At 43.5% G+C, this 24,381-nt stretch carries 18 protein-coding genes; 10 read left to right on the top strand and 8 right to left on the bottom strand.

What is annotated here, in order from left to right; translation table 11 throughout:
• Position 1 precedes the first annotated feature (1 nt).
• The 6 genes from HC965_RS14900 to HC965_RS14925 all read left to right on the top strand — a co-directional run bounded on the left by HC965_RS14900 (position 2) and on the right by HC965_RS14925 (position 6,508).
• Complete coding sequence (locus tag HC965_RS14900) at positions 2-1,492, top strand: NAD(P)/FAD-dependent oxidoreductase (RefSeq protein WP_191032207.1); 1,491 nt, start codon at positions 2-4, stop codon at positions 1,490-1,492.
• Positions 1,485-3,182, top strand: coding sequence for a C45 family peptidase (locus HC965_RS14905; RefSeq protein ID WP_191032208.1), 1,698 nt, complete (start codon positions 1,485-1,487; stop codon positions 3,180-3,182). Before HC965_RS14900 ends, HC965_RS14905 begins: the two co-directional genes overlap by 8 nt.
• Complete coding sequence (locus tag HC965_RS14910) at positions 3,166-4,461, top strand: phenylacetate--CoA ligase family protein (protein ID WP_191032209.1); 1,296 nt, start codon at positions 3,166-3,168, stop codon at positions 4,459-4,461. Before HC965_RS14905 ends, HC965_RS14910 begins: the two co-directional genes overlap by 17 nt.
• 61 nt (positions 4,462-4,522) lie before the next feature.
• The gene (locus HC965_RS14915; protein ID WP_191032210.1) at positions 4,523-5,092 is read left to right on the top strand and encodes a hypothetical protein; all 570 of its coding nucleotides are present in this window, start codon (positions 4,523-4,525) and stop codon (positions 5,090-5,092) included.
• An 18-nt stretch (positions 5,093-5,110) separates the two neighbouring features.
• The gene (locus HC965_RS14920) at positions 5,111-5,851 is read left to right on the top strand and encodes a hypothetical protein (RefSeq protein ID WP_191032211.1); all 741 of its coding nucleotides are present in this window, start codon (positions 5,111-5,113) and stop codon (positions 5,849-5,851) included.
• Positions 5,852-5,896: 45 nt separating this feature from the next.
• Positions 5,897-6,508: a hypothetical protein gene (locus HC965_RS14925; protein WP_191032212.1), complete on the top strand. Its 612-nt coding sequence runs from the start codon at positions 5,897-5,899 to the stop codon at positions 6,506-6,508.
• A 120-nt stretch (positions 6,509-6,628) separates the two neighbouring features.
• Here the strand turns inward: HC965_RS14925 and HC965_RS14930 are convergent, their stop codons facing one another.
• From HC965_RS14930 to HC965_RS14965, 8 genes are all read right to left on the bottom strand, one after another.
• Positions 6,629-8,032 (bottom strand): alkaline phosphatase, encoded by a 1,404-nt coding sequence (locus HC965_RS14930; protein ID WP_223854900.1) that lies wholly within the window; start codon positions 8,030-8,032, stop codon positions 6,629-6,631.
• A gap of 70 nt (positions 8,033-8,102) precedes the next feature.
• Positions 8,103-8,957 (bottom strand): phosphodiester glycosidase family protein, encoded by an 855-nt coding sequence (locus HC965_RS14935; protein ID WP_191032317.1) that lies wholly within the window; start codon positions 8,955-8,957, stop codon positions 8,103-8,105.
• A 52-nt stretch (positions 8,958-9,009) separates the two neighbouring features.
• A complete protein-coding gene (locus tag HC965_RS14940; RefSeq protein ID WP_191032213.1) occupies positions 9,010-10,437 on the bottom strand; it encodes a BACON domain-containing protein in 1,428 nt (475 codons plus the stop codon).
• Between the two features lie 27 nt (positions 10,438-10,464).
• Positions 10,465-11,397 (bottom strand): phosphodiester glycosidase family protein, encoded by a 933-nt coding sequence (locus tag HC965_RS14945; protein WP_223854901.1) that lies wholly within the window; start codon positions 11,395-11,397, stop codon positions 10,465-10,467.
• A gap of 37 nt (positions 11,398-11,434) precedes the next feature.
• The gene (locus tag HC965_RS14950; RefSeq protein WP_191032215.1) at positions 11,435-12,703 is read right to left on the bottom strand and encodes a RagB/SusD family nutrient uptake outer membrane protein; all 1,269 of its coding nucleotides are present in this window, start codon (positions 12,701-12,703) and stop codon (positions 11,435-11,437) included.
• Between the two features lie 15 nt (positions 12,704-12,718).
• The gene (locus HC965_RS14955) at positions 12,719-15,931 is read right to left on the bottom strand and encodes a TonB-dependent receptor (protein WP_191032318.1); all 3,213 of its coding nucleotides are present in this window, start codon (positions 15,929-15,931) and stop codon (positions 12,719-12,721) included.
• Between the two features lie 334 nt (positions 15,932-16,265).
• Positions 16,266-17,201, bottom strand: coding sequence for a FecR family protein (locus HC965_RS14960; RefSeq protein ID WP_191032216.1), 936 nt, complete (start codon positions 17,199-17,201; stop codon positions 16,266-16,268).
• 201 nt (positions 17,202-17,402) lie between these two features.
• The gene (locus tag HC965_RS14965) at positions 17,403-17,966 is read right to left on the bottom strand and encodes an RNA polymerase sigma-70 factor (RefSeq protein ID WP_223854903.1); all 564 of its coding nucleotides are present in this window, start codon (positions 17,964-17,966) and stop codon (positions 17,403-17,405) included.
• A 281-nt stretch (positions 17,967-18,247) separates the two neighbouring features.
• Between HC965_RS14965 and recJ the strand changes: the two genes are divergently transcribed.
• From recJ to HC965_RS14985, 4 genes are read left to right on the top strand one after another with little or no spacing between them, the layout of a single operon-like run.
• Entirely contained in the window at positions 18,248-19,966 is a 1,719-nt protein-coding gene (gene recJ, locus HC965_RS14970; RefSeq protein WP_191032217.1) for a single-stranded-DNA-specific exonuclease RecJ, read from the top strand.
• A complete protein-coding gene (locus tag HC965_RS14975) occupies positions 19,959-21,866 on the top strand; it encodes an ATP-dependent DNA helicase RecQ (protein ID WP_191032218.1) in 1,908 nt (635 codons plus the stop codon). The genes recJ and HC965_RS14975 overlap by 8 nt, the downstream gene beginning before the upstream one ends.
• 38 nt (positions 21,867-21,904) lie before the next feature.
• Positions 21,905-22,867 carry a tetratricopeptide repeat protein gene (locus tag HC965_RS14980; protein WP_191032219.1) on the top strand — a complete coding sequence of 321 codons (963 nt, stop codon included), beginning with the start codon at positions 21,905-21,907 and terminating at the stop codon, positions 22,865-22,867.
• A gap of 35 nt (positions 22,868-22,902) precedes the next feature.
• Positions 22,903-24,324 (top strand): alpha/beta fold hydrolase, encoded by a 1,422-nt coding sequence (locus HC965_RS14985; protein WP_191032220.1) that lies wholly within the window; start codon positions 22,903-22,905, stop codon positions 24,322-24,324.
• Positions 24,325-24,381: the final 57 nt, after the last annotated feature.

A 24,381-nucleotide genomic window follows, 5' to 3' on the forward strand; every position in this document is an offset into this window, starting at 1 on the left:
CATGAGTAAATATGACATCATCATCATCGGAAGCGGCCTTGGCGGACTGGAATGCGGAGCTATTCTAAGTAAAGAAGGATTCAACGTATGCGTAATAGAGAAAAATACGCAATTCGGAGGATGCTTCCAAACGTATCAACGAAAAGGACATTTGTTTGATACGGGCATTCATTACGTAGGAAGCCTGGATGAAGGTCAAGTGATGAATCAGTATTTCCGCTATTTCGGTATCATGGATAAGTTGAAAGTGAAGCGCTTGGACGCGGCAGCTTTCGATACGATTTTCTACAAAGGAGAGGCGTATAATTACGCGATGGAATACCCGCAGTTTATCGAAACGCTCTGTCAGTCTTTTCCGCATGAGAAGGAGAACCTGAAACGCTACACCGAACAGCTCCAGGCGGTTGGGAATCTGATTAGTGTAGACCATCTGAAACAAGGAACTATCGCACTGGAAGGAATGAAATATTTCTGTACCTCTGCTGCCAGACTGATTGCCGACATTACCCCCAACCCTACTCTGCAAAATGTATTGGCTGGTTCCGCATTACTCTACGGCGGTCTGAAAGATGTTTCCACTTTCTACCAGCATGCCATGATTAATCATTCCTACATTGAAGGAGCCTATCGCTTTGTGGACGGAAGTATGCAAGTCAGCCTGGAACTGATTCATGTTATCCGTGCCAATGGCGGAACTATTCTCAATAATAGCGAAGCAACCCGTATCATTGTTGAAAACGAGAAAGTGCAAGGAGTTATTATCAACGGCGAAGAACGGCTGGAAAGTGATTACGTCATATCCAATATGCATCCCAAACGAACATTAGAGATACTAGACAAGAACCGCAGTATCAAGAATGCCTACATTTCCCGAATCCGCTCGCTCGAAAATACGTATGGCATCTTCACGCTCTATTTGGTAATGAAGAAGAAAAGCACTCCTTACCAGAATCGTAACCTTTACCTTCATGGAGATAATGAGGTATGGTATGACAGACAACTGTATCCGGGAAGCACCACCAATTGCATGATTTCGATGCAAGCATCTTCAGAAGACAGTCGATATGCCAGCGTTGTCTCTATCCTGACACCAATGTATATGGATGAATTGTCTGCATGGAAAGACACAACTCCCGAACATAGAGGAGAGAGTTATCGAATCTTCAAACAGGAAAAAGCGCAGCAGATACTCCATTTTATCCGTAGACATGGCATTGATTTTTCTGATAACATAGCAGAAATACACACAACAACTCCATTGAGTTATCGTGATTATACAGGTACTGAAGACGGTTCCGCATATGGGATTATCAAAAACTATAAATGTCCGCAAATCGGTTTTGTGTCTACACGAAGCCGGTTAGGAAATCTCTTTTTCACAGGTCAGAACCTGAATGTGCATGGCGCACTGGGCGTAACACTAACAGCTATGCTTACTTGCACCGAATTTGTAGGACAAGAATATTTAGCTAAAAAGGTAGGAAATGCATAAAGCAATCAAGAAAACAATCAAATATACGAGTTATGTTCTATTGTCGCTCATAGTCGTATTCATAGTCGGAATCAGTTATCTCTATTTTTCTGCGGATATGCAGACACCCAAATGCGAACCGACTATGACCATAGACAAGGTGATGTATGCGGATAGTCTCAATCTCCGGTATTATGCAGGTAACTATCTGCGTCACAGCGACAGCGGACTGTGGGAATTGTTTGTGAAAGGGCCGGCTTTTCGAAGAGGAGAAGCCATCGGCAAGCTATCGTCCGACTTGCTTTATCACCAAGAGAAAGTGTTCGTTGACCAAATCCGTGAAATCGTTCCTTCGGAGAGTTATCTTAAATTCCTACGGTTCTTTATCGTACTATTCAACCGCGAACTGGGCAAGAATGTACCGGAAGAATTCAGAGATGAAATTTACGGCATCTCGTTGTCGTGTACACACGAATATGACTTTATCGGCAGTCCTTACGAACGCCAGTTGAATTACCATTCGGCACATGACTTGGGACATGCCATGCAAGATTATATGTTAGTGGGATGTAGTTCATTCGCTACTTGGGGAACACAAAGTGCAGATTCATCCCTGCTTATCGGACGTAATTTCGATTTCTATGTCGGAGAGGCCTTTGCTGAAAACAAGTTGGTTTCTTTTTACGCCCCGGAGAAAGGATATGGATTCGCTTCTGTCGGATGGCCTGGCATGATAGGAGTATTATCCGGTATGAACGAAACAGGACTCACCGTTACGATTAACGCCGCCAAATCTGCCGTTCCAACAGGTTCCGCCACCCCTATCTCCATCCTAACCAGAGAAATTCTCCAATATGCATCGACCATTGACGAAGCCTATGCAATCGCCCGGAAGCGGAAAACATTTGTTTCCGAATCGATCTTAATCGGGTCTGCCAAAGACGGCAAAGCTGCCATCATAGAGAAATCGCCTGAGAAAACCGCGCTTTTCACCGGAAATGAACCGGACAGGCTTATTTGCACCAATCATTATCAATCAGAAGCATTTAGCAAAGACGAGCGGAATTTGGAAAATATCCGTACTTCCGACAGTCCCTACCGCTTTGCCCGCTTAGAAGAATTGCTCAATGAGAATCTTCCGATAGATGCTCCCAAAGCTGCCTCTATCCTTCGCAACCATCAAGGTCTGCAAAACGCGGATTTAGGTTTAGCCAATGAAATGGCTATCAATCAATTCATTGCGCACCATTCTGTTATCTTCCAACCGGAAAAACGGTTAATGTGGGTATCAACTTCACCGTGGCAGTGTGGGAAGTACGTAGCATACGACCTGAATAAAATATTCAGAGATACCCTTAACTTCCGCCACGAAATATACATCCCGGAACAAACAATTCCTGCCGATGACTTTATAGAAAAGCCGGAGTTCCAACAACTTCTTACGTACAAGAAACTGACTCCCACCCTACTAAAAAAAATAAAGAATAAGGAAAAGGCCGAAGAGAGCCTGTTGATGCAATATGAAGCTTCTAATCCCTCCTTCTATTATGTATATGAAGTGTTGGGAGACTATTACAAAGCTATGCAACAGCCTCAACAAGCCATTGCCTATTGGCAAAAAGCGCTTAGTAAACCGATTCCCAAATTGCAAGAGAAAGACCGTATCCAACAGAAAATCCAAAAACAATCCAAAGATGGAAAAGAATCCTGAAATTCAGTTCCGCTCACCGGAAGAAATAAAGCGCTATCAGGAAGAACAGCTGACCGAAGCGTTAGCCTACCTGCAAGCACATTCTAAGTTCTATCAACAGATGTTCGAAGAACATCACATTGATATCAATCAGATAAAAAAGATAGAAGACCTGCAACAAATCCCCGTCACCACCAAGACTGATTTGCAGCTTCATAATGATGATTTTATTTGTGTAGGCAAAGAAGAAATTATCGACTATGTGACGACTTCCGGCACTCTGGGCGACCCGGTGACTTTTGTCCTCACTTCCGAGGATTTGGACAGATTATCCTATAACGAGTATTTATCTTTCACCACTACCGGATGTACCAAGCAAGACATCCTGCAACTGATGACTACTATCGACCGTCGCTTCATGGCCGGACTTGCTTACTATATGGGAGCTCGAGAACTGGGCATGGGAGTGATCCGTGTAGGTAATGGCATCCCCGAACTGCAATGGGACACGATTCGCCGTATACAACCTACTTGCGGAATGGTAGTTCCCTCTTTTCTTATCAAGCTGATAGAGTTTGCCGAGAAGAACCATATTGACCATAATGCATGTTCCATGCAGAAATGCATCTGTATTGGCGAAGCTTTGCGTAACCAGGAATTTCTGTTAAACACACTCGGACAAAAGATTCACGATAAATGGCCTGCCTTGCAATTGTATTCTACGTATGCTTCTACTGAAATGCAATCATCTTTCACCGAATGCAACGAGTTCCACGGCGGACACTTACAACCGGAACTTATCATCGTTGAGTTTTTAGATGACAACAACCGTCCGGTTGCAGAAGGTGAAGCAGGCGAAGTAACTATCACAACACTGGGAGTCAAAGGTATGCCCCTACTTCGTTTCAAGACAGGCGATGTTTGTTATCACCACACCGCCCCTTGTGCTTGCGGACGAAATACCATCCGTCTCAGCTCTATCCTCGGACGGAAAGGACAAATGATAAAATACAAAGGGACTACTTTATATCCACCCGCACTATTTGATATTTTAGACAATATACCTCTGGTAAAGAACTATATTATAGAAGTTTACACCAACGAATTGGGCACTGATGAGATTCTGATTCGTATAGGAAGCGAAAATCGTAGTGAGAATTTTGCCAAAGAGATTAAAGACCTATTCCGTTCAAAAGTAAGAGTGGCACCAAGCATCAATTTCGAGTCGGCAGAGTATATTGCCAAAATACAAATGCCTCCTATGAGTCGAAAAGCGATTAAATTCATTGATTTACGATAATTATTTCCTACTTTTGGAAGATTAATAACAATACACACATATCATTTAAACTATCACGTATATGAAAAAACTTATTCTATTCTTGTTCTTAAGCACTAGCCTGTTCTGTTTCGGACAAGGCAAGAGTGCATTGAAAGATGTGCAGTCTATCAAATTCTATGGCGTAGACTACTCTCAAGTCAAAGTTTTCGGAGCGGATGAATCACCGCTACAATTCAAAGATGCTTTCAGACGCATCAATGAACTGTTTATCACGGAAGCTAAAAAATACAATGTTGGCAAACAGCTTAGAAAAGAGGTAACTGAAATCTCACTGGATGCTGTTAATCAAGTAAACGATGGTATTAACTTGTCTGAATTAATGACTTCTAAAACAGAGTATAGTCTTGACAAGGAACAAATCAGTGCAGCCATCAAAGCGCTGCCTATTCAGAAAATACCAGGTGTAGGCATGGTATTTATCGCACAATTTCTGGATAAATCAAAGAACAGAGGTACTTATGAAGTAGTATTCTTCGATACCGAAACTAAGGAAATCATCGAAGAATGGATTACAGAAGGAAAAGCCGGTGGGTTCGGATTACGTAACTACTGGGCAGGTTCCATTTATAAAGCACTCAAACAATTATAAACCAATAGATATAGATTCATGAGAAAATTACTATTATTACTGACTCTATTACTGAGTATCAGTACTTATGTCGCAGCACAAAACTACACAGAAGTTGTGTATCTGAAAAACGGAAGTGTTATCAAAGGAGTTATCATTGAACAAGTGCCCAATGTCTCTCTAAAAATTAAAACAAGTGATGGCAGCCTCATTATCTGTCAAATGAATGATGTAGAGAAAATCACCAAAGAAGAACGATACACAAGAGATTATCGCAAAGATGTTGACAATCGCAAAGCAGCTAGAAATACATTAAAAGGTTATAAAGGTTTTGTTGACGCTGCATATATCGAAGATGTCAGTGACTACAATGCCTCCAAAGTAGAATTATCAACGACCCACGGTTATCAATTCAACAACTACTTCTTCGTAGGTGCCGGTGTTGCCCTTAATTACTATACGGATGCGGATATTATCGCAGTACCCATCTATGCCAACTTCAGAGCTAACTTCATTAATAAAAGAATTACTCCGTTTGCCGACGTAAAAAGCGGATATTCCACAGGGGATGTAGAAGGTGTATATGCTTCTATAGGAGTAGGTGTGCGCTTCTCTTTAAAAGGGAAAAAAGCCTTGAATTTAGCCTTAGTGTACAACTACCAAGATTACGATACGACAGTTGATTATAGTTATAGTTACGGAGGTTATTACCGCCATGATTCTTGGGATGAAACACTGGGATTGCAAGGAGTAGGACTAAGATTCGGATTTGAATTCTAAATCATACGTTTCGAACAACCAACAAACAGATAATCAAACAGAAGCATGAAAAAGACAATCACAACACTTCTACTATTATGCTGTATTACTACATTCTCATTTGCACAGAGCATAGTTCTGACTTCCGGTTCTATTGATTTTATTAAAGACCAGAAGATTATTGATTTTTCTTTCTCTTATGAAGAAATGCTAGTAGGTAAACTTACCGAAAACGAATATGTAAATAAGAAAATCTCGGACTATAATAAGAAAGAGGAAGGCAAAGGAGAGCAATGGAAAGAAGCTTGGTATGGCGACCGTAAAGAACGGTTTGAGCCCAAATTCCTGGAACTTTTCGACAAGTATATGAGTGAGGTAGATGTTGAAGCAGGTACAGAAGGGGCGCAATATCGGATTGAAATCAACACTGATTTCACCGAACCCGGCTGGAATGTAGGTGTCATGCGTCAAAATGCATCAATCGATCTGAGTTGTAAAGTGAAGAATATTGAAACAGGCGAGCAAGTGGCCTCCATCAAAATTCGTAATGCCTCTGCCAATAATTTCTGGGGGACTGACTTTACTTCTGGATACCGCGTTCAGGAAACGTATGCCAAGGCAGGAAGAGAACTCGCCAAATTCTTTATCAAGAAAGCGAAGTTGCGTACAGTAAAATAATACTAGCAAATATCCCTAAAACTGAAAAAGATAAGGCAACTAATTCATTGCGAGTTAGTTGCCTTTTTTGTAGGGATATTCAGTAAATATCCCTATTTATTCGCTCAATAATCTCCCATTTTACTTGATAGTAAACAACTTCCTCAAAATATTAGCCATATCCGTATTATCCCTTCTACCCGAATACAGATGAGCCTGTTTTCCTATAGCATACAAAGGTACAGGAGCACCGGTATGAGTTTTGGTTGTCCATCCGATAGAAGCTTTTTTATCCAGTAAGGCTATGGCAGCCACCGCCAAAGGTTCATCTTTGGCATAAAGGCTCACTACATCTTTCGATTTCTTCTTTAAGAAAGATTCTTCATAGCATACTAATAATTCCAGTTCTTCACGCGGGGCAATAGTAATCTGTCCCCAAAAGCCCAGGTTCTTTTTCAAGAATGCTTTCATATCTTCCCAAGAAGGAATCATCTCACCGCTTTTCATCTCACGCATGGTCTTCGTCAGAGCTTCCTGTGAACATTGCTGATGCTTCAAGAGTTCAATATTCAGATTCATATTGGAGTTTCCTAATCCTAGCCCGCCGGTTTCATGGTCGGCAGTGACAAGTATCAGTGTTTCGTTCGGATGTTTCTTGTAGAATTCATAAGCCATACGGATACATTGGTCAAAGTCAATCGTTTCTGTTACAACCGTTGCCGCATCGTGGGCATGGGCAGCCCAGTCTATCTTGCCGCCTTCCACCATCATGAAGAATCCTTTCTTGGCTGTTTCTTCGAAATTATCCAAACAGGCTTTTGTCAAGTCAGGCAATCCCAGTTCCTTATCCGAACGGTCTAATGCATACTCCAGGCTCCCCCGAATTGTATCGACAGGAAATAAAAGTACTTTATCTTTTGCATGATTACGATTATACGCTTCCATTCCACGATACATCGAATATCCTTTCTGATTAAACAGGTCATAAAGACAAGGTGCTGAAGGGTTACGCTTGTTGCGAGGTTCAAGTAATCCTGCTCCACCGAAAAAGTCGAAGCCTGAGTTGGCAGCATCCACTCCGATTTCATAATACATGGAACGGTCGGGTTGGGATGCATAAAATCCACCGGGAGTGGCATGGTCAATAGAAGCAGAAGTGATTATTCCTATTTTATAACCTTTATCTTTCAGTTGGCATGCCAAAGACTTCAAGCCATGCTTCTTTTCTGCATCCATTCCTATCACGTAGTTAGTTGTTTTTTCTCCTGTTGCCAAGGCAGTGGCGGCGGCAGAAGAACAAGTAATCAGATGAGAAGCCGAACGGGTACAAACTTGCGTCATGACGGGAAAAGTAGGAAACAACAATGAACGTTCACCGGTATCCGTGCCAACTTTCTCCGCATATATTTGGGTAGCTTCCACATGATTGAAGCCCATACCGTCGCCGATAAATAAAAAGATGTATTTGGGTGTTTGCGCTCCATACATCAGGGAACTGCCTAATAGCAGTAGTCCGAACAAAGTAAATCTAAAAAGTTTCGTCATCTCGTTTTTCGTTTTATACATATTGTTGATAATGTACATCATTCATAAATGTACGCCATTCATAAAAAGGTTATTGATGAACATAAAGGATATTGGGTACTTTACGCTCTCCGACATGGTCAAATCGTTTATTATCACAAGGATAATTGACAATTCCATTATCTGCCGCACCGGACAACCAAAGAGTGGTGGAACCTCCTCCATCCAGGTTTAAGGCATCCTTTCCTCCTAAAATCCGAATCAGATGTGCCAGTTCCGGGATATTCACTCCACCGGCATATTCCGGGAAACGCCCGTCTACCGTTATAAACAGTATCTTTCCATCTTTAGTAATGGATACAGCACTACGGGGATGTTTATTCCGGATGAAATTCACTTCACATGAACTCCAGTCACAAATCTGACCGTCCTTTAACATTAACGGGCCGGAGGCTAGTATTGTACTCACTTTTCCTCTGTTTTTTTTCTCTATTTGCCTGTTCCATGGTATTAACTTCATCTTTCCCTTGCGTATAGAAATGGCTCCGGTGACACGTAGTTTAAACTCACCCAAAGTAGTCGTATCAACTACTTGGCGACCTACTTTCAGAAAGCAGACCGAGTTTCCCCGTTTCATATCAAAATAGGAGCCATTAATTGCTGCAACGGCATTATGTTCTGAAGCTATCCGACTTGTTTCTTTCATCTTGTCCGAAACGGCAATATCGACTTTCAAACCTGCACCGGGATCAATTTCTATCAGACTGACAGATTGAATCCCTTGATATAATTGGGGGATGGAAGCATACTTATGAACAATTCCCTTTTGAGGATTTTCTATCTTCCAGGATGCAGATACGATTGCCAGTGAATCCGATGCCGTTTGCCCTTTTACTATTCCGACAGAACATAAAGCCAGGACAATGATTAACAAGTTTCTTTTCATCATAAGAACAGACCAATAAATGGTGTTAAGTTAATAAATCAATTAAGTTCTTTTATTCAGTCAGGTTATTGCCTTGCAATATCCAGGTAGTTTTCCGGGTTGCATATTGTGACCATGCCTTGATATCCGACGGTATCTGTCCGCTCAATTGGTTATCATTCACCCTGAATATACCACTCGAACCGCTCCTTTCAATCGCAACTCCATATCCGTAAGGAATACTTCCACTGAATCCATTTGTATAAATCATGAATTCCTTCAGGTTTTTCCATGTAGTCGGCAGATTATTTCCATCCAATGGAATCACCGGTAGCGGGCCACTCATGTTGTTACAATATGCCTTAATCGTCACAATACCCGGAATCTTTATCAATGCGTCCAGATTTCCGCTGAAGGTATTTTTAAATCCGGCAGGAGTGGAAGTCGGATGATTTGAGATGTTAAAGCTAGTCAATAATTGGCATTCACCCAAGGATTCGGGTAAGTTTCCACCGGCAGCGGATTCAATAATCCATAAAGTGGTCAGTTGAGACAATTGTCCTATCTCTTCCGGAATACCTGTTATCTTCTGATGTTTCAGCTTCAGGCTTCTCAATTCCGATAATTCACACAACGGAGTTATATCGCCTTCAATACCATTCGGAGACTGTATGTCAATCTCGACAACCCTCTTATTCTCAACTTTCAATCCCGGCCAATTGGTAGCATTCGTTTCCAAAGGAGCGTCAAAGTTCCACTTCTTCACCCAGTTTTCGCCGTTTGCGCTTTCATAGAACATTCTCAGGTAATCAATATCTCCCAATGGTTTCTTGTCCTGAGTAACAGTCAGCATATCAGTTACGCCATTCGAACCTTTCAAATATAAATAAGCGGTACGACCATCTTCCACATCCATATAAGGGTCGATTTTGAGTTTTAATTCAGACTCATTGACGATGCCGGGAGTGATTGGAGAGCCGTCAGTAATATGTATCCAGTCGCAATCGTCCGACAGATCATAAGTATAAGTAACCATAGTAGAAAAAGGTATAACCTCTTCCAAGCTACCTTCGGCACCCACCTTCAATGTACGCTTTTTCAACGCAATGCCAATTCCTTCCTGAACGACCTTCAATTTCGTTTCAGCCCCTTCAATAATCCAGGCGGCAATTTCAGCTTCACGCGAAGCGACATTCGTATTCCGCGTGACCGATATTTTAAAGCTGCCCGTTCCCATACCATTGGAAGTCAACAAATCAATCCATGCCGCGGAAGTCTTTACCCGCCAGGGAAGATTCGATTCAACATCCACCTCATATTCTTTCTCATCCAACGGGAGTTTCAATGTTCCGTCCGCAAACTTCAAGTCAGGTTCCGGCATGGTCTTCCCTGTATCATCCGTAAAATCCTGGCAACCCGCCAAACCCAACAGCAAAAACAAAAGACCGATCATTCCGATATGACTTTGCTTGCAGAACTGTATTATTCTATTTCGTATCATATATTCAGCTATTTACTAATCAAACAATCAATTATCAGTCACAATCAACAGCCCGTTCGCTACGGCTCTTTCTACGCCACCGTTATCATACGGCCAGTTACGGATGTCAAAACGCCCATCCTCGAATCCGGCAATCTTGCGAATGATGAAAGTGGAAGAACCGCCACCATCCAGGTTGATAGCATTCTTAGCTCCCAATGCTTTCAGCACCGCTCCCATTTCCGCATACCGCATTCCATTGGAATACCAGAAGTTACGGCCGTCGGCCACCAAGATATAAACAACATTGTTGTCCGACACCCCAATTGCAGTTCTCGGCTCCAGTGCTGTAACCGTTTGGGGAAGAACATTCCCGTTAGTCATGAGACGCACACGTCCGCCCACTGCTTCCTGAATATCATCTTTATACGTATCATAGTCGTCATACGAACCTATGATAGCTTTCTTATCCTTTGTAATGGCAAAGAACGTACACACATTATCGTTCATCGTGCTTTTCAGGCAGACTCCATTCCGGTAGTAAATACCTTGCGGTGTTCCGTCTGTTGCGAAAAAGTCACCATTTACAGCGGCAAGCACCCGGCTGCCGACTTTATCATGCGCCAATGCCTGTAATGTCATTTGCTGTTTCGTTTTCAACTTGCCTTCATCTTTGGGAGAAGAAGCTTTCATGGTCAGATGCGTATCTTTCAGGTCAACTTCCAATACAAACATTTTCACGGCGAGTCCCGTTGTAGAAAGGATTTCCATTTCAAGAGCCTGCACTCCCGGAGCCAGCGTATAAGTAGTATCCGAGAAATATTGTCCGACATATCCATTGCTTCCGGCTATTATTCTCTGTCCCAGTTCCGTTTTCGCGCCTTCCGTAGAGTAGACGGTGAAATCTTCATCATTATTGCAAGCCGTCCACAAGAGACAACCCAATAGCAGAAGGGCAGAATTATATATCAGTTTTTTCATCATTTTATCTCTTTAAGTAAGTATAAACTAATCAGTATCAATATCCCGGATTCGGTTCCAGATTCGGATTGGAAATCATTTCTTTCCCCGGTATGGGTAATACGTGCTGATAATCCTTCAGTCCGAGCATAGTCTTTGCCATATCCGTACGTATGAGGTCATAGTAGCGAAGACCTTCAGCCAGGAATTCTTTCCTTCGTTCGTCCAGTATATATTGCAGGTATTCATCTTTATCTTTGGGGTTGACACTTTCCAGTCCGCGTTCTTTCCGAAGTTCGTTCAGACGTCCCAGGCCTTTCGAGAGTCCCTGTGCTTCGGCACTAATCAGGTACATTTCCGCCAGGCGGCTCATCACTACGGGGTCAGTGCCCGTCTGTCCGCTCGGATATTTGTTGATGCAAGGTTCGGCGCCCACATTGATAATGGAAACTTCCTTGCGCTTGTCCTTGTCATCATACATATTCATCACTTCATTGGTAGGCCGATATACATAGCTACCATGATTGGGATGCGCATAGGTATAAAACAAGGTGGAAATAGTGATATTCGATTCTTCAGCCAGACATTGGAAAGAGAAGATTACTTCCGAATTAGCCTGTCCGCGGAATATCTTATCGAAGCTGTCCAGTTTGTACTTGCCATTTGTTATCAGACTCTCGGCCAAAGTAGCTGCTTCCGTCAACTTTCCACGTTCCAGCATAACACGGGCTTTCAGAGCTACGGCAGCATCACGGGACACATAATAATAACTTGAAGATGTGCCCAGGAAAGCAAGTGCCGTTTCCAGTTCTTCTTCAATGAATAGCCATACGGCTTCTTCCGAATCACGGGAAGGCTTTTCCATCGTATTCACTTTCTGAATAGGGACACCGCCCCAACGGGTCACCAACGAGTGGTAAATGTATGCCCTGAAATAATGCGCTTCTCCGATAATCAGATTCCGCAGGTCGGATTCGGGAAGGTCTTCCACGATGGATATAACATTATTCACCTGATATAGAGCATTGTAATATCCATTCCAACTATTAGCGACTATTGAATTCAAAGAAGAAAGCACCGAGTTTATCAAGTCTCTTGCATTTCCCGTACTTTGAGTCAAGTCGCCGCCTAAGATATCGAAGGTGATGTATGATTCGCGTGCCGGAGAGTTCTGCACTTTATTGTACATTCCCATTCGCAGGGCGGACAGGTCTTTTGGAGTCACGCTTCCTGGCGATACGGCAGAATGAGATTCAATATCCAGCATACCGCTGCATGAAGTCCACAACAGGCATCCGAGAAATATATAAATAATCTTTTTCATCATTGTGAGCGTTTATGATTAGAAACTAAGGTTTATACCGAAATTGACCGAACGTGAAGGCGGTACTCCGTACAAGTCGACTCCAAAGAATTGCGGATCCATATTCTTACTCACTTCCGGATCCCAACCGGAGTATTTGGAGAACAACAGCAGGTTATCCCCCTGAACGTACATACGAAGCCCTTTCAGGCGAATCTTCTGTAACATTACTTGCGGGAATGTATAACTGAATGTCAGAGAACGCAGCCGGATAAAAGAACCGTCTTCCAGAAAACGGGTGGAGTTCTTGCTATTGTGCCCGCACAAGGTATTGACCGCACGCGGATATTTATCCGAACTTCCCGGAGCTGTCCAGCGGTTCTTCGCGACATCTTCCGTGATAGCCATCCGGTAACCCGGACGGGTAGCTGTCACCGCCCATTCGGCATATACATCGTTTCCATACATATAAGTGAAGAATACATCCAACTGGAATCCTTTATACTTGAAAGTATTGTTCCATCCACCGAAGAAATCGGGATTGGAAGAGCCTGTCAGCACACGGTCGTTATCATTGATAATACCATTATTATCACCGTCGTGATATTTCACGTCGCCGGCACGGACTCCCAAGTCATACAATGGTTGCGGTACTTCGCCGTCATACTGGTAAATACCGTCCATCTGGAACAAATAGAACGCTCCCAGTTCCTTACCCACTTTCAAAGCACGGTTGCCGCCTATCGGAAGTAAATCATCTCCCAACAGTTTAGTAAGTTTATTCTTATTGTGGGATATATTGAAAGAAGAAGTCCAGTTCACCTTTCCGATATTCATATGCCCGTTTATTGAGAATTCGACACCATAATTCCGCATGGAACCGATATTACTGGTGATACTGGTAAATCCACTTGTACCGTGCAAGGGCATTAAGTAAAGAAGGTTGTTCGTATTCTTCAGATAAATATCCGCAATCATATTCAGTTTTCCGTTCCAAAAACCGAGGTCGAAACCAAAGTCATACTGGTCGGCAGTTTCCCACGTCAGTTTGTTATTTCCCATGCTGGTGACTGCCATACCACTATTATTGCCGTAATTGATGCCACCGGACATTAACGGTTGCCAGGCATAGTTACCGATACCATCCTGATTACCCGTTTTTCCATAGCTCAAACGGAACTTCAAGTCTGTCTGCGGGAACTTCCAGAAAGATTCTTTTGAAACATTCCATCCCAAAGACACGGAAGGGAAATATCCGTAACGGTCGGAAGGAGCGAAACGGGAAGAACCGTCCGAACGCATTGTCACATTCAGGATATAGCGGTCCAGATAGGACAGGTTGATACGTCCGAAATAAGATTCCATCGCAAATTCAGACAATCCGCCCGAAGCGTTATAAATCTCGGAAGCCGTGCCTACCGTATCAAATACCGGAGAAGGGAAACCACGTCCGTCAATGGAAGAAGTACGGGTGGACATCTTTTGGAAAGAGTGTCCCAACATCAGGCCGGCTTCAAAATTTCCGAACTTATCATTGTAATTAAAGACGTTCTCTATCAATATATTCTTCACCAAACGGTTATATTCCACGATTCGTCCCCCTCCTGCTCCGTAAGGATGGTTCTCATTATAATACACATAGTCATACGTATGTCCGATATCGGTACTGAGGGAGTTTTTCAGACTGAATTTCTTGTATTTCAAGTCGGCATTGAACGTACCCAGATAACGATAGGTATCAATATAGGAAACTTCTTCGTTCAGAATCTGAAGCGGATTGTGACGTGCCAGTTCGTCGGTTCCTCCCAAGTAATAGTCACCGTTCGGTTTGTACGGACGGTCGAAAGGACGTTGCTCTACGGCACGGGCTACGATGGTAGAACCGATATTGGCTCCCGGCACACGGTTGTTCTTCAGATAATTACCGCTTACATTAGCACCGACTTCCAGCCAGGAAGTCATTTCATGGCTAATCTTGGCTTTCAGATTGATTTTGGTTATATCATTGGTCTTGATTATACCTTCCTGATAATTGTAGTTGGCTCCCACATAGAATTTCGTCTTCTTGCTTCCACCGGAAAAAGACAAATCCACATTGTAGGAATGTCCTACTTGAGTTATCAAATCCAGCCAGTCCGTATCGGGCAATCCCTGGAAAGGGTTGGAGATAGGAACCACATAGCCTGCTGAACCTACGTTATAGCCGTTCTGACGATTATAACGTTCGACTCCATCGTTGTAGGTTTCTACATACAAGTCGGAATCCGCATATTTGATGCGTCCCTTATTGGCGAATTTGGAGATTCCCGTGCTGACATTCAAACGAATATCCGAACGTCCCTCTTTACCGGATTTTGTGGTAATCACTACAACGCCATTGGTGGCGCGAGAACCGTAGATAGCTGCCGAAGCCGCATCTTTCAAGACTTCGATAGATTCAATATCCGTCAGGTTCAATACCGCCATCGAGCTCAAATCTTCTCCCATATTAAATAAGGAAGCGTTACTGTTGAGGATGGGTATTCCGTCTACCACATAAAGCGGTTCATTGCTGGCGCTCAAAGAGGCGGCACCACGAATGCTCATTCGTTCGGAACTTCCCAGGTTGCCTGAGCCGGTCGATACCGTGACACCCGCTACACGTCCCTGTAGCAATTCACTCGGCGTCAACACCGGACGCATATTCGATTCTGTCGGTTTGAAAGAGCTGATGGCATTCGTCACCAACGCTTTCCGTTGTGTTCCGTATCCCACTACAACCACTTCATTCAATGCTTTCGAATCTTCATCCAAAGTCACATTGATGGTCTGCTGCGCTCTCACCGGATATTCCATGCTCTTATATCCCAGGAATGAAAAAACCAAGGTTGCATTATCAGGAACTTCGAGGCTATACTTGCCATTTATATCGGTGATTGTACCGATGGTGGTGCCTTTGACCGACACATTACACCCAACGATAACCTCGCCCGAATATTCCTTCACTTGTCCGGTGACTCTTCTCCTGTTCTGCACAGGACTTTGCACTACTGCTTGTTTTTTCGTAAGGATGATGTGTTTCCCTTCCATCGTGTAGGAGAATTCCGTACCGTGCAACGCATCCAGCAGCAGACTTGCCACTGTCCCATCTTGAGTGGAAATGGAAACTTTCCGTTTCAGACTAACTTCCCGTTCATTGTAAATAAACAAATAGTCTGTTTGCTTTTCAATCTGCCTGATGATTTCAGCCAATGTTGCGGTTCCTTTATTCATCGAAACTTTCTGATTCTGCGAATAGCCGTTCAAGGCATAGGTCTCAAAAAGAATGAATAACAGGAAAAAGACAGTTAACCTCATAATTCTTAAAATTTGAGTACAGTGTGTTTTTCTATGGACAATACGCCCACACCAAAGATTATTTTTCATATCTTTGCCTAGAGTTATTAAGTTAATACATAAAGATTTGTAACAGATGTCGAGTCTTTTTTATTGACTTCTCACATATCGGTAAGTGTTGCAGCATTTACCGATATTTCTGTTTTGATGGGGCTGGTTCTCTTGCTCTCATTCCGGGTGTTTCTTTTTTAGATTAAGTACTAGGGTTCATTTAATAGATAATTATCTGATTTTTCTCATCGTCTTGTATATAGTTGAATTTGACGTACTTCTGCAATACCTTCATCACGTGTTCGATTCCTTCTTTCTGACGGAATTTACCGGTACACGGACGGGAAGCGATTTCCTCGTTCTTATTAATAATCTTCACTTCATAATATTGCTCCAATTTCCTGAAGACAGTTTCCAGCGGTTCATCCTTGAAGGAATAGATACCCATTCTCCACAAGAAATCATTGTCCGATGAGAAAGTCTCCTTATAGAGTTTTCCATCTTTGGCTTCTACCTTTTCATGAGGTTTCAAGGTCACTTCATGTTGTGTATCGGGCTGATATACGGTAACTTTCCCTTCAATCAAAGATGTCTCGAACAAACCGGAGTTCGGGTAGGCAGAGACATTGAAGGTGGTTCCCAATACTCTGATATCGTATTTCTCTGTTTCTACAATAAAAGGATGCTTCTCGTTATGCGCCACTTCAAAATATCCCTCTCCTTCCAGAATCACTTTCCTTTCTTTGGAACGAAATCCGGTTGCCGGATATTTCAAGGTAGAGTTGGAGTTCAGCCAAACGGTTGTTCCGTCAGCCAAGACCAGACTGGCCCTTTGTCCTGCCGGGACGGTCATAATTTGCATTTCGGCAGAATGTTCTATCCGGTACTCCTGATATTCCTTATGGATAATAAAAGCAATCATGGCAACGACCGCCGCTATCTTCATAGCTGACCAAAGGTAACGCGTCACAGGTTTCTTCTTCTCCGTTTTTTCTGCCTGTAAGTTTCCATTCCATATAGTGGCATTATAGATGCGGTGCAGTTGCATCAACTGCTCCCGATTTTCTTCGCTCTCCTTCATCCAGCGTATCACTTCCTTTTTTTCTTCGGGAAGTGCGTCACCTGCAATATATTTATTCAATAGTTTCGCGTCCATACCTTTTGTCAGGTTTATATATAAGCTCTTTGTGGGCTTACGTATATAAGACACGCCACTTGCAAAGTTCACTAGTGGGAAAAATAAAAAAAGTGCGTTTTTAACCGTTTATTTGTTCCCCGGTGCCGAAGGGTGTGTTCCCCGGTGCCGAAGGGTGCCTTCCCCGGTGCCGGAGGAGTGCTTCCCCGGTGGGCAACTTTATTAGAAAAATAATAAGGTATAAAGATAGTCTTTCAGGTTCTTCCTCAATTGTTGCAGTGCTTTGCTGATATGATAATCGGCTCCTTTCACTGAGACATCCAACGCTTCGGCAATCTCCTTCACCGATTTGTTCTCATAGCGGCTCATCATAAATGCTTTTCTTGTCTTTTCCGGCAATCCGTTCAAAGTACGGTTCACAATATCGGTTATTTCTTCAGAGAAAAGTTGGTTCGGGTCCGAAGAGCCCAAAGAAGCGATGCGGAAATCAAGTTCGTAGAGTTCATCGGCCAATATACTTTCACGGGCTTCCATTTGCAGATGTTCATTTCGCAGATGATTCAATGCCTGATTCTTCACTACGGTCATCAGGAAAGCACGGATGTTTTTCACCTCTCCGGTTTTCATTGTAGTCCATAAAGTTATCATGGCTTCGGAAGCTATGTCTTTGGACAACATTTCGTCATGGAGATAAGACTTGGCAAACAAGAAGCAGCGTTGATAATACTCCATATAGATATTATCAAATGTCATTCCAATGTTTCTAGTATCATCCGGTCTTCCCATTTTTGTGGACTGCTCTCCTTATTTTCATATTGGTTAGTGAAGCAAAGATAACCAAAAGAAGTTAGCTGCCAAAAAGCAGTATGGAAAAGTAAAACCATACAGAAAAAAAAGTCCGGTTGCCACTACATTTCCATTGCAAAAAAGCCCTCATCCATACTTCACTGAAATATTTTCGTAGTATCTGCCTTTCACTTCCGCTTTTTTTCGTACTTTTACCCCTTGTTGGAAAGAAGTGCCTTTCTCAACCCTTGAGAGCAGAAAAAGAAAAAACAATATATAAAATGGATCACAAATGGAATTATCAACCCATTACACCCGAACAGACAGAGACAAGCCAGACATTGGCCCAGGAATTAGGGATTAGCCCGATACTTGGACAACTTTTGGTGCGGCGGGGAATTACAGAGGCGGCAGAGGCCAAGAAATTTTTCCGTCCGCAATTGCCCGACCTGCATGATCCGTTCCTGATGAAGGACATGGATATTGCCGTAGAACGTCTGAACAAGGCGATGGGAAAGAAAGAACGTATTCTAATTTATGGAGATTATGATGTAGACGGTACTACCGCCGTGGCACTGGTCTACAAGTTTATTCAACAGTTCTATTCGAACCTTGATTATTACATACCCGACCGCTACAACGAAGGGTATGGCATTTCGAAAAAAGGAATAGACTATGCCGCTGAAACCGGTGTAGGACTGATTATCGTACTCGATTGCGGTATAAAAGCAGTAGAGGAAATCACGTATGCCAAAGAGAAAGGCATTGATTTCATCATCTGCGACCATCATGTGCCGGATGATATCCTGCCACCTGCCGTAGCTATTCTGAATGCAAAGCGCTTGGATAACACATATCCCTACACTCACCTTTCCGGTTGTGGTGTGGGCTTCAAGTTTATGCAGGCATTCGCTATCAATAACGGCATTGAGTTTCACCATTTGATTCCGCTGCTCGACATCGTAGCGGTAAGTATCGCATCGGACATTGTGCCGATTATGGGCGAAAACCGTATTCTTGCCTTTCATGGTTTGAAGCAATTGAACAGCAATCCGAGTATTGGGATGAAAGCCATTATCGACGTATGCGGACTTTCTGAAAAGGAAATCACCGTCAGCGATATTGTGTTCAAAATCGGGCCGCGCATCAATGCGTCGGGACGTATCCAAAACGGAAAAGAAGCGGTGGACTTACTGACGGAAAAAGACTTCTCGGCTGCGCTTGAGAAGGCCGGGCAAATCAATCAGTATAACGAGACGCGGAAAGACCTCGACAAGAGCATGACGGAAGAGGCAAACAACATCGTTGCCAACCTGGAAGGGCTGGCCGACCGCCGTTCTATCGTGCTCTACAATGAGGAATGGCATAAAGGCGTGATTGGTATCGTAGCTTCCCGGTTGACGGAAGTGTATTATCGCCCTGCCGTGGTTCTGACCCGGACGGATGATATGGCAACCGGTTCCGCACGTTCCGTTTCCGGCTTTGATGTATACAAGGCGATTGAGAATTGCCGGGACTTACTGGAGAATTTTGGCGGGCATACGTATGCCGCCGGACTGTCTATGAAAGTAGAGAATGTGGATGCTTTCACCAAGCGGTTTGAGGAATATGTCTCACAACATATCCTGCCGGAACAGACTAGTGCCGTTATTGATATTGATGCCGAGATCGACTTTAGGGATATTTCTCCCAAGTTCTTCAATGACCTAAAGAAGTTTAATCCTTTCGGCCCCGATAATTTGAAACCCATCTTCTGTACGCATCATGTCTACGATTATGGAACGAGCAAAGTGGTGGGACGCGATCAGGAGCATATCAAACTGGAACTGGTTGACAATAAATCAAACAATGTAATGAACGGTATCGCATTCGGGCAAAGCTCACACGTGCGTTATATCAAGACCAAACGTTCGTTCGACATCTGCTACACCATCGAAGAGAATACTCATAAACGTGGTGAAGTCCAACTTCAAATCGAGGATATAAGACCGATTGAATAAGTATCAGGAGATATTAAAACAATACTGGGGATATGACTCTTTCCGCGACCTGCAGGAAGAGATCATTACCAGTATCGGCGAAGGCAAAGATACACTGGGACTGATGCCGACCGGTGGCGGCAAGTCCATCACATTTCAAGTACCTGCCCTCGCCCAGGAAGGGCTTTGCATCGTCATTACCCCGCTTATCGCCTTGATGAAGGATCAGGTGCACAACCTGCGAAAACGGGGTATCAAAGCGCTTGCCGTATATTCCGGCATGACGCGACAAGAGATTCTCACTGCGCTTGAGAACTGCATCTTCGGCGATTACAAATTCCTCTACATCTCTCCGGAGCGTCTGGATACGGAAATATTCCGTACCAAACTGCGCTCTATGAAAGTATCCATGATTACCGTAGACGAGAGCCACTGTATCTCGCAATGGGGATACGACTTTCGCCCCGCTTATCTGAAGATAGCGGAAATACGGGAGTTATTGCCGGGAGTTCCGGTACTTGCACTTACCGCTACCGCAACCCCGGAAGTAGTGGAAGATATTCAAGCCCGCCTGAATTTCCATGAAGGAAATGTTTTCCGTATGAGTTTCGAACGGAAGAACCTGGCATATATTGTCCGCAAGACGGATAATAAGACAAGCGAATTATTACATATCTTACGAAGAATACCGGGCAGTGCCATTATTTATGCCCGCAACAGACGACGGACAAAAGAAATCACCGAACTGCTGGTGAACGAAGATATTACCGCCGATTTCTATCATGCCGGACTCGATAATGCCGTGAAAGACCTCCGGCAGAAACGCTGGCAAAATGGGGAGGTTCGCGTAATGGTGGCGACAAACGCTTTCGGAATGGGTATTGACAAGCCGGATGTCCGCATTGTGCTGCATCTCGATCTTCCCGATTCTCCCGAAGCTTATTTTCAGGAAGCCGGACGTGCGGGAAGAGACGGGGAAAAGGCTTACGCTGTCATCTTACATTCCAAATCAGATAAAACGACGCTGCATAAACGGATAGTGGATACTTTTCCCGACAAAGAATATATCCTTAATGTCTACGAACATTTGCAGTATTATTATCAGATGGCGATGGGAGACGGATTCCAGTGTGTCCGCGAGTTCAATATCGAAGAGTTTTGCCGGAAGTTCAAATACTTCCCGGTGCCGGTAGACAGTGCACTGAAAATACTGTCCCAAGCCGGTTATCTGGAATATACGGACGAACAGGACAATGCTTCGCGTATCCTGTTTACGCTTCGGCGGGATGAGTTGTACAAGTTGCGCGAAATGGGTACGGAAGCGGAAGCACTGATACAGACCATTCTACGCTCATATACAGGCGTGTTCACCGATTATGCCTATATCAGCGAAGCAACCCTGTCCATACGCACCGGACTGACACGTGAACAAATCTACAATATACTCGTGACGCTGACAAAACGCCGCATCGTGGATTATATTCCCCGCAAAAAGACACCTTATATTATATACACGCGCGAACGTCAGGAACTTCGTTTCGTACATATTCCGCCTTCTGTCTATGAAGAACGCAAAGTCCGCTATGAAGCGCGCATCAAAGCGATGGAAGAATATGTCACTTCGGAAGATGTATGCCGCAGCCGGATGCTGCTCCGCTACTTCGGAGAGAAAAACGAACATAACTGCGGACAATGCGATGTCTGTATCAGCCATCGTGCAACGGATGCTACCCTATCCGAAGACTCTTTTGAAGAACTGAAACGGCAAATTACAGAATTACTGGCGCAGAAACCGCTGACTCCTGTAGAGATAGCCCATAAAATGGAAGCGGAAAAAGAGAGGGTCGCGGAAGTCATCCATCATTTATTGGAAGAAGGCGCATTGAAGCTGCAGGATGGAATGATACATATTCCAAAATAAGTTATTACATTTGCAGATAAACTTAAAAACAATATATCATGCCGAACTTTTTTAAATCTTTCTTCTCCGGTAAGTCTGAAACTCCGGAAAATGAAAAGCAGAAAAACGATCAGAAAAGATTCGATATTTTCAAATATGACGGTCTGCGTGCACAACGCATGGGACGTCCTGATTATGCCGTAAAATGTTTCACTGAAGCTCTTGCCATTGAGGAGGAGTTTGAAACAATGGGGTATCTTAGCCAACTCTACATCCAAATGGGAGATGCGGCAAAAGCCCGCAAATTGTTGGAGAAAATGGCTGTAATGGAACCTCATATCACGAATACTTTCCTGACATTAGCCAATGTATGTTTCATCCAGGAAGATTATCAGGCGATGGAAGAAGCTGCCAACAAGGCTATTGCCATCGAAGAGGGGGATGCCATGGCGCATTACCTCTTGGGAAAAGCCCGCAAAGGACAGGACGACGACCTGATGACCATTGCTCATCTCACGAAAGCTATCACTTTGAAGGATGATTTTATCGAAGCCCGCCTGCTACGCGCAGAAGCTCTACTGAACTTGAAACAGTACAACGAGATGATGGAAGACATAGACGCCGTACTTGCCCAAAATCCGGAAGAGGAAACAGCCATGCTCCTGCGTGGAAAAGTGAAAGAAGCGAACGGACAGGCTGAAGAAGCGGAAGCGGATTATCGGCTTATTACGGAAATAAATCCTTTCAACGAACAGGCATACCTTTATTTAGGCCAACTTTATATCAACCAAAAGAAACTGACGGAAGCCATCGCTCTGTTTGATGAGGCCATCGAACTGAACCCGAATTTCGCGGAAGCTTACAAGGAGCGCGGACGTGCCAAACTATTGAATGGAGACAAGGACGGTTCTGTGGAAGATATGAAGAAATCACTGGAGTTGAATCCGAAAGATGAAGCCAGCCTAAACGGTGAATTCAAGAACCTGGGACCAAAGCCGGAAGCGCTTCCCGGCATCTTTTAAAACAGTCAAATACAGCCTACTAATAATTTAATACGATGAAACGCATTCTATTATCACTCTTAATTGTTTTTCTGCTAACGCTTCACTGCATAGCGCAACAATCGGAAGAATTGTTCTGGAAAGGAGTGTACGTCTATCAAGAAGACGTAGCTCCGCAAATCATAGAATTGACTATCAATGAGAGTGCTAACAAGGCTAGTTTGTCTATCGTAGGGGCTCCTGTCGAAGAACTTCCTTTAAGAATGTACCATTTCTCTACAGATTCCGTTTATTTCTCCGTACCTGTATTGAATGCAACATTCAAAGGCAAACGAAAAGATGGCAATGTTATAGGAACCTGGCTGCAAGCCGGTTTCAACACTCCCTTGACTTTCACCCCAAGTAAGAAAGAGGTCTTCACCCGCCCGCAACCCCCGAAGCCCCCTTATCCATACAAGGAAGAAAATGTAATCTACTACAATCAAGATAAATCTATCCAATACGGAGCAACGCTGACATATCCCAAAGATATGACCGCTTTCGCTACAGTCATCCTCATCACCGGAAGCGGACAGCAAGACAGGGATGAAACAATCTTCAAACATAAACCATTTCATGTAATAGCAGACCAATTCTCACGCAATGACATAGCTGTCTTACGAGTGGATGACCGCTGTGTCGGGCAAACTACAGGAGATGTACAGAATGCAACTTCCGAAGACTTCTCCAAAGACGTGCTGGCAGGAGTTCAATATCTGAAACAACGCAAAGACATAGACCTGCAAAAAATCGGATTAGTGGGACACAGTGAAGGTTGTAACATAGCCTTGTTGGCTGCCCGCAAAAATTCGGATATAGCTTTTATCATTTCATTGGGAGGACCGGGAGTTGCCGGTACCGAGATAGCTATCAGCCAATACAAGCATGAAATAAAAAAAGCATATCCGCAGTTATCTCCTCAAAATTTAGAGAAACTCGTTAAACTGCAACATCAATTGTTCAATATTGCTATAAAGCCTACGGATAAAGATACAGCCGTAAGAGAAATGTTAAGAGCAAAAGATATGTGGCGAAATTCACAAGACAGCCTGACATCCGTTATAGGCGGATTCACATACAAGATGGATATGTGGGTGCAAAGTAGTACTCATTTAAACCATTACTTGACACCTTGGATGAGGTACGCACTCGCTTTTCGTCCCGATGTAGTAATGCAACAAATAGATTGCCCTATCCTGTTTTTGAATGGAGAAAAAGACCGGATAATATTCTGCGACCTGAATATGCAGGGCTTTCAAAAAATCATCCGGAAGTTGCAGAAAAAGAATATGTCCTTCAAGCAATACCCCCATCTGAACCACTTCTTCCAGCATTGCCAAACAGGGGAACTGGAAGAAGTCCGTACGATTGAAGAGACTTTCGCTCCAGGAGTTATAACGGATATGATTGAATGGATAAAAACGGTCACAAGAAAATAGAAATGTAATCAATCAAACGATTTGAACGACATATTTCTGTCTATTCTGGGCAAAAAA

The sequence above is a fragment of the Bacteroides sp. GM023 genome (assembly GCF_014750685.1).
Lineage (GTDB): Bacteria > Bacteroidota > Bacteroidia > Bacteroidales > Bacteroidaceae > Bacteroides.

Coding starts and splice junctions, on each gene's coding strand:
- HC965_RS14900 (WP_191032207.1), top strand. CDS start 2: ATGAGTAAATATGACATCATCATCATCGGAAGCGGCCTTGGCGGACTG.
- HC965_RS14905 (WP_191032208.1), top strand. CDS start 1,485: ATGCATAAAGCAATCAAGAAAACAATCAAATATACGAGTTATGTTCTA.
- HC965_RS14910 (WP_191032209.1), top strand. CDS start 3,166: ATGGAAAAGAATCCTGAAATTCAGTTCCGCTCACCGGAAGAAATAAAG.
- HC965_RS14915 (WP_191032210.1), top strand. CDS start 4,523: ATGAAAAAACTTATTCTATTCTTGTTCTTAAGCACTAGCCTGTTCTGT.
- HC965_RS14920 (WP_191032211.1), top strand. CDS start 5,111: ATGAGAAAATTACTATTATTACTGACTCTATTACTGAGTATCAGTACT.
- HC965_RS14925 (WP_191032212.1), top strand. CDS start 5,897: ATGAAAAAGACAATCACAACACTTCTACTATTATGCTGTATTACTACA.
- HC965_RS14930 (WP_223854900.1), bottom strand. CDS start 8,032: ATGACGAAACTTTTTAGATTTACTTTGTTCGGACTACTGCTATTAGGC.
- HC965_RS14935 (WP_191032317.1), bottom strand. CDS start 8,957: ATGAAAAGAAACTTGTTAATCATTGTCCTGGCTTTATGTTCTGTCGGA.
- HC965_RS14940 (WP_191032213.1), bottom strand. CDS start 10,437: ATGATACGAAATAGAATAATACAGTTCTGCAAGCAAAGTCATATCGGA.
- HC965_RS14945 (WP_223854901.1), bottom strand. CDS start 11,397: ATGAAAAAACTGATATATAATTCTGCCCTTCTGCTATTGGGTTGTCTC.
- HC965_RS14950 (WP_191032215.1), bottom strand. CDS start 12,703: ATGATGAAAAAGATTATTTATATATTTCTCGGATGCCTGTTGTGGACT.
- HC965_RS14955 (WP_191032318.1), bottom strand. CDS start 15,931: ATGAATAAAGGAACCGCAACATTGGCTGAAATCATCAGGCAGATTGAA.
- HC965_RS14960 (WP_191032216.1), bottom strand. CDS start 17,201: ATGGACGCGAAACTATTGAATAAATATATTGCAGGTGACGCACTTCCC.
- HC965_RS14965 (WP_223854903.1), bottom strand. CDS start 17,966: ATGGGAAGACCGGATGATACTAGAAACATTGGAATGACATTTGATAAT.
- recJ (WP_191032217.1), top strand. CDS start 18,248: ATGGATCACAAATGGAATTATCAACCCATTACACCCGAACAGACAGAG.
- HC965_RS14980 (WP_191032219.1), top strand. CDS start 21,905: ATGCCGAACTTTTTTAAATCTTTCTTCTCCGGTAAGTCTGAAACTCCG.
- HC965_RS14985 (WP_191032220.1), top strand. CDS start 22,903: ATGAAACGCATTCTATTATCACTCTTAATTGTTTTTCTGCTAACGCTT.